We start from the raw sequence: 16,810 nt of genomic DNA on the forward strand, positions 1-16,810 counted from the left end.
GCCGCGAAAGCTATGGAGGCGGCGTGATGGGGGGTTAAGGCGCCGGTGAGAGTCGCATGAGAAGCGACGGCGGAGCTACGCGCCGGCCGCCACGCCGCCCGGGAACGCCGCCGTGTCGAGCGCGACCCCGAACGGCTCGGGCAGGGTGAGCACCTTTCCGAACGGCACCTGTTCGGACTGCTTGTACGTGCCGTCCTGCGGCTCCGTGAACAGGGTGACCATCGCGCCACGGGTGTCGTACCGGTCGATGAGCAGGTACATCGGGACCAGGGCGCGTGCGTAGGCGTGGTACTTCCTGGTCCGGTCGTCGGTGGCGTTGTTCTTGGAGGTGATCTCCACGATCAGCAGGGCCTCGGACGCGTCGACGGGGTCATAGGTGTCCGGGTCGGCGGCAGCGATCAAGTCGGTCGGCATCACGACCAGGCCGGGAACGTACAGTTTGTCGAGCGGCGCGATGTGCACTCCGAGGGTCTGGTAGATGCCCAGTTCGTCGGGCAGCCCCCTGTAGAGGCGGCGCTGCACGACCTCGGCGATGCCGTTGTGGTGCGCGTGTGGCGGCGGAACCAAGAAAATCTTCCCCTTGTCGATCTCGGCGCGCCAGCCCTCGGGCACGTCCAGCTCGCGCCAGGCGTTCAGCATGAATTCCCACGTCGGGGGGGTCTCGGGGGCCGGGTCGTTCTCGACCATCGCGGCTGTCATCGCGGGTCCCTTCTCCCGTGGCCTGAGGAAGGCGAATGTAGATCGACGGGGCGCCGGGGAAGCGCCCCTTTCCTCAGCGTCCCACGATCGTGTGAGCAGCGCACGAACCCGGCACTCTCACGGCAGACGAGCCTGTCTGTTCAACTCCCGAACACGCGCCCGAAGCACCTCGCCCGGCGGGGCGGGGGTCAGCGCCTCGGGCGGGCAGTCCCACTCCCGGCCGCCGCCGGGCGGGCGCAGTTGTACGTACCCGCCGACGTGCCCCATGACCTCGCCGATCCGCCCGTCCCGGGAGTCGATCATGTACTCGGGCGCGCTCATCGGCCGGCCCCGCGCAGCACGTCGACCAGCCGCATGGCCGTGTCCACGTTGCACCGGCCGAGCTCCACCAGCGGGTACGGCACTTCGCTCGCGGCCGACACCGGGTCGACCCGCAGGGACGGCAGGATCACGCCCACCCTGCGGAGCTCGTCCCGCAGTTGCGCCACCACTTGCTCGGCCGACAGCATCCCCATGACCAGGCACCTCCACGCTGAGTGTTCGGGTTCTGTACACAGCGTGGTCGATTGGCGGCTAGTCTGAACACAAAGGCGGCCCAACAACCCCATCTGTGCTAACGGGAGTTGACACATGCCCGGTCCAAAGGATCTCGACCCGTCTTCCTCACCCAGGGCACTTCTTGGCGCCGAGCTGCGCCATGCCCGCGAAAACGCCGGTCTGAGCCAGGAAGCGCTGGGTGAGAAGCTCTTCGTGAGCGGCTCGTTCATCGGCCAATTGGAGTCGGGCACACGACGGATGCAGCCCGAGATCGCGGCCAAGATCGACGACATACTGGGCACGAATGGTTTCTTCCAGCGGAACTGTAGGGCCGCCAACAAGTCGAGGTACCCGGATCACTTCGCCGAGGCGGCGGAGGCGGAAGCGGTCGCGACGGCGATCAAGGAGTACGCGCCGCTGCTGATCCCGGGCGTGCTCCAGACGGAGCCGTACGCGCGGGCCGTGTTCCGTGGCGGGCGCCCCACCGCCTCGGACGACGTCATCGACGACCTGGTCGAGGCGCGACTCGCCCGCACGCACATCCTCGACGACCCGGCGAAGCCGCTGTTCTGGACCGTCCTGGACGAGGCGGTCCTACGACGAGAGGTGGGCGGCCCGGCGGTGATGGCCGGGGCGCTGCGCCACATCGCGGCGTTGGGCCGCTGTCACCGGGTGATCGTGCAGGTCATCCCGTTCAAGGCGGGTGCGCACATGGCCCTGGCGGGCGCGCTCAAACTCATGTCCTTCGACGACGCGCCCCCGCTGGCCTACCTCGAAAGCCTGGGCTCAGGGCAGTTGCACGACGACCCGGCCACCGTCAAACACTACGAACTGTCCTACGATCTGCTCGGGGCCAGCGCACTGTCACCCCAAGAATCCCTGGCCCTGATCGAATCAGTGGCGGAGGATTACGCCCATGAAGATCGACATCCTTGAGTGGCGCAAGTCGAGCTACAGCGACGCCAGCGGCGGGAACTGCCTGGAAGTCGCCACGTGGCGCAAGTCGACGTACAGCGGCCCCAGCGGCGGCGACTGCCTCGAAGTGGCCGACGGCCACCCCGACCTCGTCCCCGTCCGTGACTCCAAGAACCCCACCGGCCCCAAGCTCGTGTTCCGGGCCGCCGCCTGGTCCGCGTTCGTAGCGGGCCTCAAGCGATAAGAGAGCGCGACGGCCCCGGGACCATCACGCCCCGGGGCCGTACCGCATCTCCAGCAGGTGCCGCAGCATGGCGAGGTCCTTGCGGTTGGCGCGCCGTACCGCCATGGCGGCGAGGCGGCTGCCGCCTCCGCCACGGTTCCGCAGCGTCATCCGCGTCCGGTCGCCCTCGACCCCGTACGGCTCCCAGGTGTACGTGGTCTCCATGGGGAACGGGCCTTGATCCGCCCGCATCACAAGCTTCCGCCCGGGCTCGTACTCGACGATCTCGTACGTGTAGACGAGCCGGCGACCGAGGAAGCGGGCGACGAACGCGGCCCTGGCGCCCACCCGTACCTCCGACTCGGTCTCCCACTCCACCGACACGATGTTCCGGTACCACTCGGGCGCGGTCGAGGGATCGGCGGCGTACGCGGCGACGAGGTCGCACGGGGCGTCGATCACGGTCTCGGTCAGGACGTCGACGGCCATGAGACCAGCGTAGAACGCCCGAGGGCGGCACCCCCTGGGAGAAGGGGTACCGCCCTCGGAACGAAAGGACGTGTCTGATCCGCGAGCGGATCAGAAGTCCATGTCACCGCCCGGCATGCCGCCCGGAGCACCGGCCGCGGCCTTCTCCGGCTTGTCGGCGATGACGGCCTCGGTGGTGAGGAAGAGCGCCGCGATGGAGGACGCGTTCTGCAGGGCAGAGCGGGTCACCTTGGCGGGGTCGATGATGCCCTCGGCGATCATGTCGACGTACTCACCGGTCGCGGCGTTCAGGCCGTGGCCGACGGGCAGGTTGCGCACCTTCTCGACGATGACGCCGCCCTCGAGACCACCGTTGACGGCGATCTGCTTCAGCGGGGCCTCAAGGGCCAGCTTGACGATGTTGGCGCCGGTCGCCTCGTCGCCCTCGAGCTCCAGCTTCTCGAAGACGCTGGACGCCTGGAGCAGGGCCACGCCACCACCGGCGACGATGCCCTCCTCGACGGCGGCCTTGGCGTTGCGCACCGCGTCCTCGATGCGGTGCTTGCGCTCCTTGAGCTCGACCTCGGTGGCGGCACCGGCCTTGATGACGGCCACGCCGCCGGCCAGCTTCGCCAGGCGCTCCTGGAGCTTCTCGCGGTCGTAGTCCGAGTCGGAGTTCTCGATCTCGGCGCGGATCTGGTTGACGCGACCCGCGACCTGCTCGCTGTCACCGGCACCGTCGACGATGGTGGTCTCGTCCTTGGTGATGACGACCTTGCGGGCGCGGCCCAGCAGGTCCAGGCCGGCGTTCTCCAGCTTGAGGCCGACCTCCTCGGAGATGACCTGGCCACCGGTGAGGATGGCGATGTCGTTCAGCATGGCCTTGCGGCGGTCGCCGAAGCCCGGGGCCTTGACGGCGACGGACTTGAACGTGCCACGGATCTTGTTGACGACCAGGGTCGACAGGGCCTCGCCCTCGACGTCCTCGGCGATGATCAGCAGCGGCTTGCCGGACTGCATGACCTTCTCCAGCAGCGGGAGCAGGTCCTTCACCGCGGAGATCTTGGAGTTGACGATCAGGATGTACGGGTCGTCGAGCGACGCCTCCATACGCTCCATGTCGGTGGCGAAGTACGCCGAGATGTAGCCCTTGTCGAAGCGCATACCCTCGGTGAGCTCCAGCTCCAGACCGAAGGTCTGGGACTCCTCGACGGTGATGACGCCTTCCTTGCCGACCTTGTCCATGGCCTCGGCGATGAGCTCGCCGATCTGGGTGTCGGCGGCGGAGATGGAGGCCGTGGAAGCGATCTGCTCCTTGGTCTCGACATCCTTCGCCTGCTCCAGCAGCGCGCCGGAGACGGCCTCGACGGCGGTCTCGATGCCGCGCTTCAGGGCCATCGGGTTGGCACCGGCGGCGACGTTGCGCAGACCCTCGCGGACGAGCGCCTGGGCGAGAACGGTCGCGGTGGTCGTACCATCACCGGCGACGTCGTCCGTCTTCTTGGCGACTTCCTTGACCAGCTCGGCGCCGATCTTCTCGTACGGGTCCTCGAGCTCGATCTCCTTGGCGATGGAGACACCATCGTTGGTGATCGTGGGGGCGCCCCACTTCTTCTCGAGGACGACGTTGCGACCCTTGGGGCCCAGGGTCACCTTGACGGCGTCGGCGAGCTGGTTCATGCCGCGCTCGAGGCCGCGCCGTGCCTCCTCGTCGAACGCGATGATCTTGGCCATGTGAAGTGGTCCTCCCGGACTGGGGTGGATGCTCCGGACCGCGCTGGCGCCCGCGACGGACGGCCTGCATGCCCCTGTGGTTCCTTGCCCCACCGGCCTGCGGACCTCACCGACCCGGTCCTTCGTTGTCACTCTCACCTTCAGAGTGCTAACGCCAATGATTAGCACTCGACCCCTACGAGTGCAAGCGCCTCTCGCATACGAGACAGGGGTCCGCCAGGGGCAGGACAGGGGTCCGGACACGCGCGAGGGGCCCGCGTCCCCTGGAACGCGGGCCCCTCGGCACTTGCGATGTCGACAGTCGATGGTCGGTCGATCGCGACGCGGCTCTCAGCCGGCGGCGAGCTTGACCATGTCCGCCTGCGGACCCTTCTGGCCCTGCGAGATCTCGAACTCGACTCGCTGACCTTCTTCAAGGGTGCGGTAGCCGTCCATCTGGATCGCGCTGTAGTGGACGAAAACATCCGCACCACCGTCGACCGCGATGAAGCCGTACCCCTTCTCCGCGTTGAACCACTTGACGGTGCCCTGAGCCATGCCTAACTCCCCTATTACTGGCCCTTGCACAGGACCGCACTTCGCGGACCCGGGTCAGACCTCACCCGCTGACAGGTGCGGGCGTGCGCCGGAACGCGTCGACCGCCGCTGAATGTATCTGCCCAACTGCCGTCTGCAACAGGTCAATCGGACGAGAATTCCGAGCATGGGTGAACGGAAAAGATGGCCGAATTGGCCAGAATCCCGGGCAAGTCGGGCCCGGCAAAGTGCGCAAATGGCGCAACTCTCAAGCTCACATTGACTGCATCTTGTCGCCGCCTCGCCCCATTCTCATATGCGGGCGGCACTGGCAGCGGCGGGGACTTCCCCAACTCTACCGCGCTCAACCATGCAGAATTGCCCCCTCCGCTTAGCTCGCGGAGGGGGCAATGGAGGTAACGCTGCGTACGTCAGCAGCCGCCTGCGACGGCCGGAATGATGGAGACACCCGCCCCGTCGGGCGTGGCGGTCTCCAGACCCTGCTCGAAGCGCACGTCATCATCGTTGACGTACACGTTCACGAACCGGCGGAGCTTGCCCTGGTCGTCCAGGACGCGGGCGGCGATGCCCGGGTGGTTCTTCTCCAGCGACTCGATGACCTCGGAGAGGGTCGCGCCCTCCGCCGTGACCTCGGCCTGGCCGTCCGTGTACGAACGGAGGATGGTGGGGATGCGGACGTTGACGCTCATGTTCGTGGTGCCTTTCAGGTCGGGTCAGGCCAGGCCGGCGTCGCGGAACGCGTCCAGGCTCGGGCGGATCGTCGCGGTCGGGCCCGTCGTCGGGGCCACCGCGTCGAGGGTCTTCAGGCCGTCGCCCGTGTTGAGCACGACCGTGGTCAGCGACGGGTCCAGCAGACCCGCCTCGATCAGCTTCTTCGTCACGCCCACGGTCACCCCGCCCGCCGTCTCGGCGAAGATGCCCTCGGTCCGGGCCAGCAGCTTGATCGCGTCCACGACCTGCTCGTCGTTGACGTCCTCCACCGCGCCGCCCGTCCGGCGCGCGATGTCCAGGACGTACGGGCCGTCGGCCGGGTTGCCGATCGCCAGCGACTTGGCGATGGTGTTCGGCTTCTGGGGCCGTACGACGTCGTGACCGGCCTTGAAGGCCGCCGACACCGGGGAGCAGCCCTCCGCCTGGGCGCCGAAGATCTTGTACGGCTTGTCCTCGACCAGGCCGAGCTTGATCAGCTCCTGGAGCCCCTTGTCGATCTTCGTGAGCTGCGAGCCGGATGCGATCGGGATGACGAGCTGGTCGGGCAGTCGCCACCCGAGCTGCTCGCAGATCTCGTACGCCAGCGTCTTCGAACCCTCGGCGTAGTACGGCCGCAGGTTGACGTTGACGAAGCCCCAGCCCTCGCCCAGCGGGTCGCCGATCAGCTCGGAGCAGAAGCGGTTCACGTCGTCGTAGGTGCCCTCGATGCCGACCAGGTCACCGCCGTAGACCGCCGCCATGACGACCTTGCCCTGCTCCAGGTCGTGCGGGATGAACACGCACGACCGGAAACCGGCCCGCGCGGCCGCGGCGCCGACGGCACCCGCCAGGTTGCCCGTCGAGGAGCAGGAGAGGGTGGTGAAACCGAAGGCGCGGGCGGCCTCCAGGGCCTGGGCGACGACACGGTCCTTGAAGGAGTGCGTCGGGTTGCCGGAGTCGTCCTTGACGAACAGTTTGCCCGGCTCGACGCCCAGCTCACGGCCCAGGTTGTCGGCCTGGACGAGCTTGGTCCAGCCCGGGTTCAGGTTCGGCTTGTCGGTCACGTCCGCCGGGACGGGGAGCAGTGGCGCGTACCGCCAGATGTTCGCGGGCCCGGCCTCGATGCGCTTGCGCAGCCCCTCGGGGTCGCCGACCGGCAGGTCGTACGCGATCTCCAGGGGCCCGAAACACAGCTCACAGGCGAAAATGGGACCGAGCTCGAAGCGCTCGCCGCATTCGCGACAGGAGAGGGCGGAAGCAGGCCCGAGGTCGACGTTCTTGGCGGTGGCGACAGTCTGTACAGCCATGGAGGCGAGGCCCTTTCTCCTCATCTTCCTCATGGCGCACTTCGCCATGAGACGGATTTGGCACCTTCCCTAGCCGGGGCCTCGCGCAAGATCTTGCGAGTGCCGGCTGGAGGGTTGCCGGGGCTTCAACGGGCCGTATCCCTCTGCCCCTCTGGATGAGCGGTATTCGATTGTCTGCACGGGGACCCGACATGCGACGGTCATCCGCGTTGTTCAAGACTGTAACCGAACCCCCGGACACTTGAGATGGTCGTCCGAAACGCGAGATGGAGATCACGTGCTGGAAGAGGTGGAGCGCTGGCTGGAGCGGCGGTCCTGGTCCGTGGCCGACCGACCGCTCGACCGGCTGCTCGCGGCCAAGCACAGTACGACCGTCAGTGTCGTCCTGCCGGCGCTGAACGAGGAGGCGACGGTCGGCGACATCGTCACCGTCATCCGCCGCGACCTCATGTCCCCCTCCGCGCCCCTCGTCGACGAACTCGTGGTGATCGACTCGGGCTCCACGGACCGCACCTCCGAGGTCGCCGCCGCCGCGGGCGCGCGCGTGGTGCACCGGGACGCGATACTCCCCCGCATACCCGCCCTCCCCGGCAAGGGCGAGGTGCTGTGGCGCTCCCTCCTCGCCACCAGCGGCGACATCGTCTGCTTCGTCGACGCCGACCTGCGTGACTTCTCGGCCGATTTCGTCACCGGCATCGTCGGCCCGCTTCTCACCGACCCGTCCGTCCACTTCGTCAAGGCCATGTACGACCGGCCCCTCGCGGGCGTCGCCGGCCACGGCGGGCGGGTGACCGAGCTGGTGGCGCGGCCGCTGCTGAACCTGCACTGGCCCCAGCTCGCCGGGTTCGTCCAGCCGCTGGGCGGCGAGTACGCGGCCCGCCGCTCGCTCCTGGAGCGGCTGCCCTTCCCCGTCGGCTACGGGGTCGAGCTGGGCCTCCTCGTGGACGCCCTGCACACCGTGGGCCTCGACGCCCTCGCCCAGGTGGACGTGGGCGTGCGCAAGCACCGGCACCAGGACGAGCGGGCGCTGGGCCGGATGGCGGCGGCGATCTACCGCACGGCCCAGCTCCGGCTGTCGCGCGGGCACCTGGTGCGGCCCCGGCTCACCCAGTTCGACCGGGGCGACGACGGCTTCGTGCCGCGCACGCACGAGGTCGACACCGAGGAGCGGCCGCCGATGATCGAGGTGGCCGAGTACGCACGGCGCCGCCGGGTGGCGTGAGTGCCGTACGTTTGAGCGTTTCCGCTACGGGCTAGGTTCGTCTCCATGGCAGCCCAGATTCTCGTCGCCTCCAACCGCGGTCCGGTCAGCTACGTCCCCCGCGAGGACGGCACGTTCGACACCCGGCGCGGCGGGGGCGGGCTGGTGTCGGGACTCTCCGCGATCGGTCCGGACGCGGGCGCGCTGTGGGTGTGCGCGGCGCTGAGCGACGGCGACCGGCAGGCGGTGCAGCGGGGCATCGCGGCCGAGCCGGGCGTGAAGATGCTCGACATCGACGCACGCGTGCACGCGGACGCGTACAACGGCATCGCGAACTCGGTGCTGTGGTTCGTGCACCACATGCTGTATCAGACGCCCCTGGAACCGGTCTTCGACGCCGAGTTCCGCCGCCAGTGGGTCGCCTACCGCCTCTACAACCGGGCGTTCGCCGAGGCCCTCGCCCAGGAGGCGGCCGACGGCGCCGCCGTCCTCGTCCAGGACTACCACCTGGCCCTCGTCCCCGGCATGCTCCGCGAGCTGCGCCCCGACCTGCGGATCGGGCACTTCTCGCACACGCCGTGGGCGCCGCCGGAGTACTTCTCGATGCTCCCCGACGACATCGCCGAGGAACTCCTCCTCGGCATGCTCGGCGCGGACCGCCTCGGCTTCCTGACCTGGCGCTGGCTCAAGGCGTTCCAGTCCTGCTGCGCGACGTCCCTCCGGGACATGGACGTCCAGGCCCTCTGGCCCAAGGACCTCCCCCCGAGCGTCGAACACATGACCCACGGCCGCCCCCGGCGCACCGAGCTGGGCGTGCACGGCCTCGGCGCGGACGGCGACTTCCTCCGTGACCGCTCACGCCGCCCCGACGTCGGCGACCGGATGGCTACCCTCCGCGACCAGATCGGCCCCGGCCGCAAGACGATCGTCCGCGTCGACCGCACGGAACTCTCCAAGAACATCGTGCGCGGCCTGCTCGCCTACCGGCACCTGCTCGCCGAGCGCCCGGAGTGGCGCGAACGGGTGGTCCACCTCGCCTTCGCCTACCCCTCCCGCCAGGACCTGGCGGTCTACCGCGAGTACACCGCCCAGGTGTCCGAGCTCGCGGACGAGATCAACGCGGAGTACGGCGTCGACGGCTGGACGCCCGTCATCCTCCACGTCGAGGACGACTTCGCCCGCTCCCTGGCGGCGTACCGCCTGGCGGACGTCGCGCTGGTCAACCCCATCCGCGACGGCATGAACCTCGTCGCCAAGGAGGTCCCCGTCGTCTCCGACACCGGCTGCGCCCTCGTCCTGTCCCGCGAGGCGGGCGCGTACGAGGAGCTGCGCGAGGACGCGATCACGGTGAACCCCTACGACGTGGTCGGCACGGCCGACGCCCTCCACGAGGCCCTCTCCATGCCCGCCGCCGACCGCGCGGACCGCACGAAGCGCCTCGCCGCCGCGGCGACGTCCCTCCCCCCGGCCCGCTGGTTCCTGGACCAGCTCACCGCGCTCCGTCCCTGACGGGGGCTCCGCCCCCGGACCCCCGGCGCGGCAGCTTCGCGCCGCGAAGAACCCCCGGCAGTCAGACGCACGACGGCCGGGGTGGGGCCGTGCAGGGTCGCCCCCGCAGAGGTTGGCGGCAAAGGTCGGGCTCCCAAGGACTCGTGACCCAAGGCCGCCGGCCTCGAGGAGGTGAGCCCGGAGGGGCCACGCCCCACACCCACGGGTTCCGGGCGCCGCGCCCGGGCAGGGGCGACCAGCGGCCCGGTCAGGCGGCGGCAGCCGCCAGGGCGGACAGGAGCGCGACCACTCCCGCCGGGCCCGGGACCTGGAGGTCGGCGCGGCCGGCGACCTCGGTGACTTCGTCGCTGCCGCTGCACACCAGCAGGCCCGGCAGCCCGTCCGACCGGAGCTTCTCGACCGCCGCGAACGCCGGAAGGTCGCCCAGGTCGTCGCCCGCGTACACGACCACCTCCGCGCCCGTCTCCCGGACGTACTCGGTGAGCGCCACGCCCTTGTCGACGCCCGGGGGGCGGAGTTCCAGGACCAGGCGGCCGGGTTCGAGGACCAGGCCGTGCCGGGCCGCCAGGTCGGACAGCGGGGCGCGCAAGGCGTCGAAGGCCGCCTGCGGGTCCTCCGCGCGGCGGGTGTGGACGGCCACCGCGCGGCCCTTCTCCTCGATCCACGTGCCGCGCCACGCGCCCACCTGGTCCAGGAACCCGGGCAGCTCGGCGCGGACGGCAGCCACGCCCGGGTGCTCGGGGGCGGCGCGGACCGTGCCGGTGACGGCGTCCCACCGTTCGGCGCCGTAGTGGCCGAGGACCACCAGGTGCTCCAGGCCCGGCACCCCGGCGAAGCCGCCGTACCGTACCGCCACGCCCGCCGGGCGGCCGGTGATGACCGCGACGGACGCGACGCGCGGGGCGAGCGCGGCGATGGCGGCGACGGCACCGGGGTGGGCCCGGGCCTGCTCGGGGTCGTCCACGATGTCGGCGAGGGTGCCGTCGAAGTCGAGGGCGACGACCGCCCGCCCGGGACGGTCCAGGAACGCGGCGAGGCCGTCGCGGCCCGCGGGCGTGGCGGGACGCGGCAAGGAATCCGGTTGGGTGCCCATGCACCGAAACCTATCCAGGGCCCCGCCCGCGCACACCTCAGCGCCGCGCCTCCCGCGACGCCCGTACGCGCCGCAGGCGGTTGACGGTGACCGGGTCGTGCTCCAGCGCCCTCGGGTCGTCGAGGAGCGCGTTGAGCAGTTGGTAGTACCGGGTGGGCGACAGGCCGAGCTGCTCGCGTATCGCGCGTTCCTTGGCACCGGGGCCGGGCCAGGAGCGCCGTTCCATGGCGAGGACGGCCCGGTCCCGTTCGGTGAGTGGCTCGGCGGTCATATGAGCAACATAGTCAACGTGGTCGACGCGGTTACTCGGCCGCTTCCGCGTCCTCGGCGTCCCGCGCTATCCCCGACAGCACCGCGTCCGGGTCGCCGTCCGGCGCGACGGCCTTGCCGATGTTCTTCTTGACGCTCTCGCTCACCTTGGCCCAGGACGTCTGACCCACCGGGTACAGCTCGGACGTGGGCAGCTCCTCCAGGAACGGCCACAGGTCCTTGTGCTTCGCATCGGCGCGCATCGCGGTGCTGGCGGTCGTGGTGACGGGGAGGATGTCGTACTGGTCGGAGAAGGCCAGCACGTTCTTGTCCTCGTACACGTACGTCAGGAACTCGCCGATCTGCTTGCGGTGGTCGTTCTGCTTGAACGCCATCATCCAGTCGGCCACGCCCATCGCCGGCCTGGATTCGCCGTCGGGGCTCGGCAGAGGCACCTTGCCGACCTGGATGCCGGCCTTCTCGGCGGCCTCCATCAGCGTGGGGTGGCCGTTGAGCATGCCGACGTCACCGCGGATGAAGGCGTCGAAGGCCTCCTGCCGGTCGAGGTCTCCGGGGGCGACCGGGCCGGTCAGCCCGCGCCTGACCAGGTTGTTCTTCAGCCAGGTGAAGGTGGCGATGTTGGCGTTGGAGTTGATGTCGTAGGAGATGTCGCTGGTGTCGCGGTACCCGCCGCCACCGGCCAGCATCCACATCATGGTCTCGGCCTGGGACTCCTCGGAGCCCAGCGGCAGCGCGAAGGGGTACTTCACGCCCTCGCCCTTGAGCTTCTCGGCGGCGGCGCGGATGTCGTCCCAGTTCTTCGGCGGCTTGGCGCCGGCCTTGTCGAACAGGCCCTTGTTGTAGAAGAGGAGCCGGGTGCTGGCCGCGAACGGCATGCCGTACTGGGTGCGTTCGACCCGGCCGGCCCGGCTGAGCAGGGGCAGGAAGTTGGCCTGGGTGGGGATGGGGAGGAGTTCGTCGACCCGGTAGAGCTGGCCGGCGTCGGCGTAGTCCGCGTACGCGCCGATCTGCGCGAGGTCGGGGGCCTGGCCGTTCTTGACCATCTCGGCGACTTCGCGGTCGACGTTCTTCCAGGACATGACGTCGACGTCGATCTTGATGCCGGGGTGCGTCTTCTCGAAGGAACGGGCGACGCCGTCCCAGTACTTCTGGGAGGTGTTGCTGTCGTTGCTGCCGTAGTCGGCGGCCACCAGCTTGAGGGTCACGTCGTCGCCGGCGTCACCGGCACCACAGCCTGACAACGTTGCCGCCATGCTCAGTGCGGCCACGGCCGCGATCAGTCGCACAACTCTTCCCCACCTTTGATTCCTGCCTGAGCCGTGATTTTCCCACAGCGTGGGTGAGGTCTACACCACCTGGGTATCGCTTGGCCAACACAACCTCTCTCCGCAGCAGTAGGAGCACAGCGCCCATGTCACGTACCGCAGCAGAGATCGCCACCCAGCCCACCTGCTGGCGCCGGGCCGCCGAGGCGGCCGCGTCGTTCGGGGAGGGGCTGCCGCAGCCCGGCGAGCGGATCGCCGTGACCGGGTGCGGGACGTCGTGGTTCATGGCCATCGCGTACGCGGCGCTGCGGGAGGCGGCGGGGCAGGGCGAGACGGACGCGTACCCGTCCTCGGAGTTCCCCTCCTCGCGCGCGTACGACCGGGTCGTGGCGATCACCCGTTCGGGTACGACGACGGAGGTGTTGGACCTCCTGGGCGCGCTGCGCGGTCGCGGGGTGCCCACGCTGGCGCTGACGGCCGACCCGAAGACGCCGGTCATGGACGCGGCGGACGCGGTCGCGGTGCTGGACTGGGCGGACGAGGAGTCGGTCGTGCAGACCCGGTTCGCGACGACGGCGCTGGCGTTCCTGCGGGCCGCGCTGGGGGACGTACCGGGCGTGCCGGGCCTGAAGCCGGTCGCCGAGGCGGCGGCGGACGCGGAGGCGGCCGTGGCAGACCCGCTGCCGGAGGCGGTGCTGGGGGCCGAGCAGTGGACGTTCCTGGGCCGGGGCTGGACGTACGGGCTGGCGCTGGAGGCGGGGCTGAAGATGCGCGAGGCGGCGGGGGCGTGGACCGAGGCGTACCCGGCGATGGAGTACCGGCACGGCCCGATCGCGATCACCGGCCCGGGGCGGGTGGCGTGGGTGTTCGGCGCGGTGCCGGAGGGGCTGGCGGCGGACGTGGAGCGGGTGGGCGGCACGCTCCACGCGCGAGAGAGCGACGACCCGATGGCGGACCTGATCCGCGCGCAGCGGCTGGCGGTGGCGCTCGCGGAGGCGGAGGGGCACGACCCGGACCGGCCGCGCAACCTGACGCGGAGCGTCATCCTCTCCTCGTAGCCCCCGCAGCCCCGTAGCCCTCGTCGCCCTCGTAGCCCATTTGTATGCAGCAGCAACAATCCAGGGAAGTGGACTAGACCTTTCACGGGTTCACGAGCGACACTGTCTCCCGTGAGACACGTCATCGCCCTCGATGTGGGCGGCACCGGGATGAAGGCCGCCCTGGTCGGAACCGACGGGGCCCTGCTGTACGAGGCGCGCCGCGCGACCGGCCGCGAGCGCGGCCCGGACGCGGTCGTGGAGTCCATCCTCGGCTTCGCCGCCGAGCTGTACGCGCACGGCCGCGAGCGGTACGGCACCGGTGCCGTCGCCGCCGGGGTCGCCGTACCCGGCATCGTCGACCCGGACCGGGGCCTCGCGGTGTACGCGGCCAACCTCGGATGGCGCGACGTACCGCTGCGCGCCCTGCTCGCCGAGCGGCTCGGCGGCCTGCCGGTCGCCCTCGGGCACGACGTCCGCACCGGCGGGCTGGCCGAGGGCCGCGTGGGCGCCGGCCGGGGCGCCGACCGTTTCCTGTTCGTACCGCTGGGCACCGGCATCGCGGGCGCCATCGGCATCGGCGGCGCCATCGAGGCGGGCGCGCACGGGTACGCGGGCGAGATCGGCCACATCGTGGTGCGTCCGGGCGGCCCCGCGTGCGGCTGCGGGCAGCGCGGCTGCCTGGAGACCCTCGCCTCGGCCTCGGCCGTGTCGCGGGCCTGGGCGGCGGCGAGCGGCGACCCGGAGGCGGACGCGGCGGACTGCGCCAAGGCCGTCGAGTCGGGCGACGAACGAGCCGTACGGGTGTGGCGGGACGCGGTCGACGCGCTCGCCGACGGGCTGGTCACGGCGCTCACCCTGCTGGACCCCCGCACGCTCATCATCGGTGGCGGCCTCGCGGAGGCCGGGGAAACGTTGTTCACACCCCTCCGGGCGGCCGTCGAGGGGCGCGTGACGTTCCAGAAGCTGCCCGCCATCGTGCCGGCGGCCCTCGGGGACACCGCCGGATGCCTGGGCGCGGGCCTCCTCGCCTGGGACCTACTCGCCAGTTCGGAGGTATCCGCCTGATGGCCGATCTGATGGCCGATCGCAAGGTTCTCGCCGGCGCCCGCGTGGTGCTGCCGACCGGGATCGTGGACCACGGGCGGGTGATCGTCGAAGGCGGCCGTATCGCGGAGGTGATCCCGCCAGGCCCCGCCACGGAGGCCGCCCGAGCAGCCGAGGACCACGCACCGGCCGGCGCCCCCGTGCTCGACCTCACCGGCCACTGGCTCGTGCCCGGGTTCGTCGACATGCACAACCACGGCGGCGGCGGCGCGTCCTTCACGTCCGGCACCGTGGACGAGGTCCTCCACGGCGTCCGCACCCACCGCCTCCACGGCACGACCACGACCGTCGCCTCCACCGTGACCGGCGAGACGGCCTTCCTCGCGCACCGCGCCGGGGAGCTGTCCGAGCTGGCCGAGCAGGGCGACATCGCGGGCATCCACTTCGAGGGGCCGTTCATCTCGCCGTGCCGCAAGGGCGCGCACAGCGAGGCGCTGCTGCGCGACCCGGACCCGGCCGAGGTGCGCAAGCTGATCGACGCGGCGCGCGGCCACGCCAAGATGGTCACCCTGGCCACCGAACTGCCCGGCGGCATCGACTCCGTACGCCTGCTGGCCGAGCACGGGGTCATCGCCGCGGTCGGGCACACGGACGCCACGTACGAGCAGACGATCGAGGCGATCGACGCGGGCGCCACCGTCGCCACGCACCTCTACAACGCGATGCCCGCCCTCGGCCACCGCGCACCCGGCCCGATCGCCGCGCTGCTGGAGGACGAGCGGGTCACCGTCGAGCTGATCAACGACGGTACGCACCTGCACCCGGCCGCCCTGGAGCTGGCGTTCCATCACGCGGGCCCGGAACGCGTCGCGTTCATCACGGACGCCATGGACGCGGCGGGCTTCGGTGACGGCATCTACCACCTGGGCCCGCTGGAGGTGGAGGTCCGCGAGGGCGTCGCCCGACTGGTGGAGGGCGGCTCGATCGCGGGGTCCACGCTCACCCTCGACACCGCGTTCCGGCGGGCCGCGACCATCGACCGGCTGCCGGTCGAGTCGATCGTGCGCGCGGTTTCCGCCAACCCGGCGAAGTTGCTCGGTGTGTACGACAAGGTCGGCTCCCTGGAGCCCGGCAAGGACGCCGATCTGGTCGTCCTTGACGACACATTCACCCTGGTGGGTGTCATGCGTAAGGGCGAATGGGTGGTTGAGCCCCAACTGGGCTGATTTTTGATCGAATTACTGCAAGGCGGTTGGGCCAGGGGTCTGGGCCAACCGCCTTCGGTTTGGCATGATCAGGCCCCAAAAGCTGAAGCGAGCACGTACTACTCGGGGGTGTTACGGGTGATCCTGACGGTCACGCTCAACACCGCGCTCGACATCACCTACAAGGTCGACGCCCTCACCCCCCACGCCTCGCACCGCGTCACCGACGTCGCCGAACGCCCCGGCGGCAAGGGCGTCAACGTCGCCCGCGTCCTCGCCGCCCTCGGCCACGACACCGTGGTCACCGGCTTCGCGGGCGGCCCCACCGGCGACGTGCTGCGCGGCCTGCTCGCCCCGCTGCCCGTGCGCGACGCGCTCGTCCCGGTCGCCGGCACCACGCGCCGTACCGTGGCCGTCGTGGACGCGTCGACCGGCGACACCACACAGCTCAACGAACCCGGCCCGACCCTCACGCCCGCCGAGTGGTCGGCCTTCCTCGCCACGTACGAGGAGCTGGTACGGGACGCCGACGCCGTCGCCCTGTGCGGCAGCCTGCCGCCCGGCATCCACGTCGGCGCGTACGCCGAGCTGGTGCGCCGCGCCCGGGCCGCGTCCGTGCCGGTCCTGCTGGACACCAGCGGCGAGCCGCTGCGCCGGGGCATCGCCGCCCGCCCCGACCTGGTCAAGCCCAACGCGGAGGAGCTGGCCAGGCTCACCGGCGCCCGCGAGCCGCTGCGCGCGACGCGCGATGCCCGCCGCCGGGGCGCCCACGCCGTGGTGGCCTCGCTCGGTCCGGAGGGGCTCCTCGCGGTCACCCCGGACGGCACCTGGCAGGCGGCCCCTCCGGCGGCGGTGAAGGGCAACCCGACCGGCGCGGGCGACTCGGCGGTGGCGGGCCTGCTGGCCGGCCTGGTCGAGGGCGCGGCGTGGCCGGAGCGGCTGGCGCGGGCGGTGGCGCTGTCGGCGGCGACGGTCCTGGCACCGGCGGCGGGCGAGTTCGAGATGACGACGTACCGGGAACTGCTGTCCCGCGTCACGGTGACGGAGCACGCCACGGCCGCATAAACGGAGGT

19 protein-coding genes and 1 riboswitch are annotated in these 16,810 nt (G+C 70.8%); of the genes, 8 read left to right on the forward strand and 11 right to left on the reverse strand.

Going from position 1 to position 16,810, the window contains the following annotated elements; all coding sequences use genetic code 11:
- Nucleotides 1-75: 75 nt before the first annotated feature.
- The 3 genes from AB0J57_RS17030 to AB0J57_RS17040 form a co-directional block, all read right to left on the reverse strand.
- Nucleotides 76-699 carry a Uma2 family endonuclease gene (locus tag AB0J57_RS17030; RefSeq protein WP_366128942.1) on the reverse strand — a complete coding sequence of 208 codons (624 nt, stop codon included), beginning with the start codon at nucleotides 697-699 and terminating at the stop codon, nucleotides 76-78.
- A 117-nt stretch (nucleotides 700-816) separates the two neighbouring features.
- A complete protein-coding gene (locus tag AB0J57_RS17035) occupies nucleotides 817-1,020 on the reverse strand; it encodes a hypothetical protein (RefSeq protein WP_366128943.1) in 204 nt (67 codons plus the stop codon).
- Nucleotides 1,017-1,214: a hypothetical protein gene (locus AB0J57_RS17040; protein ID WP_366128944.1), complete on the reverse strand. Its 198-nt coding sequence runs from the start codon at nucleotides 1,212-1,214 to the stop codon at nucleotides 1,017-1,019. The genes AB0J57_RS17035 and AB0J57_RS17040 overlap by 4 nt, the downstream gene beginning before the upstream one ends.
- A 115-nt stretch (nucleotides 1,215-1,329) precedes the next feature.
- Between AB0J57_RS17040 and AB0J57_RS17045 the strand changes: the two genes are divergently transcribed.
- Together AB0J57_RS17045 and AB0J57_RS17050 are read left to right on the forward strand one after the other, a co-directional pair.
- Nucleotides 1,330-2,172: a helix-turn-helix transcriptional regulator gene (locus tag AB0J57_RS17045; protein ID WP_366128945.1), complete on the forward strand. Its 843-nt coding sequence runs from the start codon at nucleotides 1,330-1,332 to the stop codon at nucleotides 2,170-2,172.
- Nucleotides 2,153-2,395 (forward strand): DUF397 domain-containing protein, encoded by a 243-nt coding sequence (locus tag AB0J57_RS17050; RefSeq protein ID WP_366128946.1) that lies wholly within the window; start codon nucleotides 2,153-2,155, stop codon nucleotides 2,393-2,395. Before AB0J57_RS17045 ends, AB0J57_RS17050 begins: the two co-directional genes overlap by 20 nt.
- 24 nt (nucleotides 2,396-2,419) lie before the next feature.
- Here the strand turns inward: AB0J57_RS17050 and AB0J57_RS17055 are convergent, their stop codons facing one another.
- From AB0J57_RS17055 to thrC, 5 genes are all read right to left on the reverse strand, one after another.
- The gene (locus AB0J57_RS17055) at nucleotides 2,420-2,863 is read right to left on the reverse strand and encodes an SRPBCC family protein (protein WP_366128947.1); all 444 of its coding nucleotides are present in this window, start codon (nucleotides 2,861-2,863) and stop codon (nucleotides 2,420-2,422) included.
- Between the two features lie 90 nt (nucleotides 2,864-2,953).
- Nucleotides 2,954-4,576, reverse strand: coding sequence for a chaperonin GroEL (groL, locus tag AB0J57_RS17060; protein WP_366128948.1), 1,623 nt, complete (start codon nucleotides 4,574-4,576; stop codon nucleotides 2,954-2,956).
- Nucleotides 4,577-4,906: 330 nt separating this feature from the next.
- Complete coding sequence (locus AB0J57_RS17065; protein ID WP_008743607.1) at nucleotides 4,907-5,113, reverse strand: cold-shock protein; 207 nt, start codon at nucleotides 5,111-5,113, stop codon at nucleotides 4,907-4,909.
- Between the two features lie 410 nt (nucleotides 5,114-5,523).
- A complete protein-coding gene (locus AB0J57_RS17070; protein WP_366128949.1) occupies nucleotides 5,524-5,802 on the reverse strand; it encodes a ubiquitin-like small modifier protein 1 in 279 nt (92 codons plus the stop codon).
- A gap of 24 nt (nucleotides 5,803-5,826) precedes the next feature.
- Nucleotides 5,827-7,110, reverse strand: a complete 1,284-nt coding sequence (thrC, locus tag AB0J57_RS17075) for a threonine synthase (protein WP_366128950.1) — start codon at nucleotides 7,108-7,110, stop codon at nucleotides 5,827-5,829.
- A 17-nt stretch (nucleotides 7,111-7,127) separates the two neighbouring features.
- A riboswitch (SAM riboswitch) is annotated at nucleotides 7,128-7,272 on the reverse strand.
- Nucleotides 7,273-7,387: 115 nt separating this feature from the next.
- Here thrC and AB0J57_RS17080 point away from each other — a divergent pair.
- Both AB0J57_RS17080 and AB0J57_RS17085 read left to right on the forward strand, forming a co-directional pair.
- A complete protein-coding gene (locus tag AB0J57_RS17080; RefSeq protein WP_366128951.1) occupies nucleotides 7,388-8,332 on the forward strand; it encodes a glucosyl-3-phosphoglycerate synthase in 945 nt (314 codons plus the stop codon).
- Between the two features lie 45 nt (nucleotides 8,333-8,377).
- On the forward strand, nucleotides 8,378-9,820 hold the full coding sequence (locus AB0J57_RS17085) for a trehalose-6-phosphate synthase (protein ID WP_366128952.1): 1,443 nt from the start codon (nucleotides 8,378-8,380) through the stop codon (nucleotides 9,818-9,820).
- A 247-nt stretch (nucleotides 9,821-10,067) separates the two neighbouring features.
- Here AB0J57_RS17085 and otsB read toward each other — a convergent pair whose 3' ends face one another.
- The 3 genes from otsB to AB0J57_RS17100 are packed head-to-tail and all read right to left on the reverse strand — an operon-like array spanning nucleotide 10,068 to nucleotide 12,469.
- Complete coding sequence (gene otsB / locus AB0J57_RS17090; RefSeq protein ID WP_366128953.1) at nucleotides 10,068-10,913, reverse strand: trehalose-phosphatase; 846 nt, start codon at nucleotides 10,911-10,913, stop codon at nucleotides 10,068-10,070.
- Nucleotides 10,914-10,950: 37 nt separating this feature from the next.
- A complete protein-coding gene (locus tag AB0J57_RS17095) occupies nucleotides 10,951-11,184 on the reverse strand; it encodes a DUF3263 domain-containing protein (RefSeq protein WP_366128954.1) in 234 nt (77 codons plus the stop codon).
- A 31-nt stretch (nucleotides 11,185-11,215) separates the two neighbouring features.
- Nucleotides 11,216-12,469: an extracellular solute-binding protein gene (locus AB0J57_RS17100; protein WP_366128955.1), complete on the reverse strand. Its 1,254-nt coding sequence runs from the start codon at nucleotides 12,467-12,469 to the stop codon at nucleotides 11,216-11,218.
- 125 nt (nucleotides 12,470-12,594) lie between these two features.
- Between AB0J57_RS17100 and AB0J57_RS17105 the strand changes: the two genes are divergently transcribed.
- The 4 genes from AB0J57_RS17105 to AB0J57_RS17120 all read left to right on the forward strand — a co-directional run bounded on the left by AB0J57_RS17105 (nucleotide 12,595) and on the right by AB0J57_RS17120 (nucleotide 16,802).
- On the forward strand, nucleotides 12,595-13,506 hold the full coding sequence (locus AB0J57_RS17105) for an SIS domain-containing protein (RefSeq protein WP_366128956.1): 912 nt from the start codon (nucleotides 12,595-12,597) through the stop codon (nucleotides 13,504-13,506).
- A gap of 111 nt (nucleotides 13,507-13,617) precedes the next feature.
- On the forward strand, nucleotides 13,618-14,553 hold the full coding sequence (locus AB0J57_RS17110; RefSeq protein ID WP_366128957.1) for an ROK family protein: 936 nt from the start codon (nucleotides 13,618-13,620) through the stop codon (nucleotides 14,551-14,553).
- Entirely contained in the window at nucleotides 14,553-15,758 is a 1,206-nt protein-coding gene (gene nagA, locus AB0J57_RS17115; protein ID WP_366128959.1) for an N-acetylglucosamine-6-phosphate deacetylase, read from the forward strand. Before AB0J57_RS17110 ends, nagA begins: the two co-directional genes overlap by 1 nt.
- Before the next feature lie 117 nt (nucleotides 15,759-15,875).
- The gene (locus AB0J57_RS17120) at nucleotides 15,876-16,802 is read left to right on the forward strand and encodes a 1-phosphofructokinase family hexose kinase (RefSeq protein ID WP_366128960.1); all 927 of its coding nucleotides are present in this window, start codon (nucleotides 15,876-15,878) and stop codon (nucleotides 16,800-16,802) included.
- Nucleotides 16,803-16,810 lie beyond the last annotated feature (8 nt).

This window comes from Streptomyces sp. NPDC049837, from assembly GCF_040674455.1.
Taxonomy (GTDB): domain Bacteria; phylum Actinomycetota; class Actinomycetes; order Streptomycetales; family Streptomycetaceae; genus Streptomyces.